Below are 1,384 nucleotides of genomic sequence, written 5' to 3'. Positions count from 1 at the left end.
GGGTGTGTCCAGTGAACGGTGTAACTCGGTTGGGTTGAGTTAGCGGCGGCCGGCGGAGAGTCGGCCGTCGAAGGCGATCTCGAAGGCGTTCAACGCGGCCTTCCAGCGGGTCATCCAGCGTTTGCGGCCGTCACCGGTCGGGTCGAGGGACATGATCGCCATGTAGACGCACTTCAGGGCCGCCTGCTCGTTCGGGAAGTGCCCGCGCGAGCGGACGGCCTTGCGAATCCGGGCGTTGACGGACTCGATGGCGTTCGTGGTGCAGATGACCCGGCGGACCTCGACGTCAAAGCTCAGGAACGGCACGAACTCGGCCCAGGCGTTCTCCCAGAGCCGCACGATCGCCGGATACTTCTTGCCCCAGGCTTCGGTGAACTCGACGAACCGCTCGAGTGCGGCGTCCTCGGTCGGCGCGGTGTAGACGGGCTTGAGGGCCTTCGAGATCTTGTCCCAGTCCTGGCGGGCCGCGTAGCGGAACGAGGCCCGGATCAGGTGGACGATGCAGGTCTGGGTGACGGCCTGCGGCCAGACCGCGGCAATGGCGTCCGGAAGGCCCTTGAGACCGTCGCAGACGACCATGCACACGTCCGCGACGCCGCGGTTCTTGATCTCGGTCAGGACGTGCAGCCAGTACTTGGCGCCCTCGCCGCCGTCGCCGGCCCACAGCCCGAGGATCTCCCTGGTGCCCTCGACGGTGACCGCCAGCGCCACGTAGATCGGGCGGTTGGCGACCTGGCCGTCTCGGAGCTTCACGTGCACGCAGTCGATAAAGACCACGGGATAGACCGGGTCCAGCGGCCGGTTCTGCCACTCGGCCATGCCCGCGATCATCTGGTCCGTGATGGTCGAGATGGTCTGCTTGGACACCTCGGCGCCGTAGACCTCGGCCAGGTGCGCGGAGATCTCCCCGTGCGTAAGACCGCGGGCGGACAGCGAGAGAACCATCTCGTCGACCCCGGACAGGCGCCGCTGGCGCTTGCGGACCAACTGCGGCTCGAACGAACCCTCGCGGTCGCGGGGGACGTCGATCTCGACCGGGCCGACCTCGGTCAGCACGGTCTTCGACCGGATGCCGTTGCGCGAGTTCCCGCTGCCGGCCCCCGCCGGGTCATGCTTCTCATAGCCGAGGTGGTCCGTCATTTCGCCTTCGAGGGCGGACTCCAGGATCTTCTTCGTCAGCTGCTGGAGCAGGCCCCCCGCACCGGTGAGCTGCAGCCCGCTCGCTCGGGCCCGGTCGACCAACTGTCCGATCAACTGCTCGTCCAGGGCGTCCGGCTGCAACTCCACCGGCTTCGCTGCCTCGACGGCCTCGGCCGAGACGGTCACGTCCTTCATCAGGTGCTACTTCCTTGATCGGGAGTTACACCGTTCTTTGTACAGACCC

The 1,384-nt window shown here is 67.1% G+C and carries 1 protein-coding gene; it reads right to left on the bottom strand.

Going from position 1 to position 1,384, the window contains the following annotated elements:
- Nucleotides 1-39 precede the first annotated feature (39 nt).
- Entirely contained in the window at nucleotides 40-1,326 is a 1,287-nt protein-coding gene (locus ACGFSC_RS42835) for an IS256 family transposase (protein ID WP_380633429.1), read from the bottom strand.
- Nucleotides 1,327-1,384: the final 58 nt, after the last annotated feature.

The sequence above is a fragment of the Kitasatospora sp. NPDC048715 genome, assembly GCF_043198905.1.
Classification (GTDB): Bacteria; Actinomycetota; Actinomycetes; order Streptomycetales; family Streptomycetaceae; genus Kitasatospora; species Kitasatospora lactacystinica.
The sequence above is the reverse complement of the archived record's forward strand: the minus strand, read 5'-3'. Positions and strand labels throughout refer to the sequence as shown.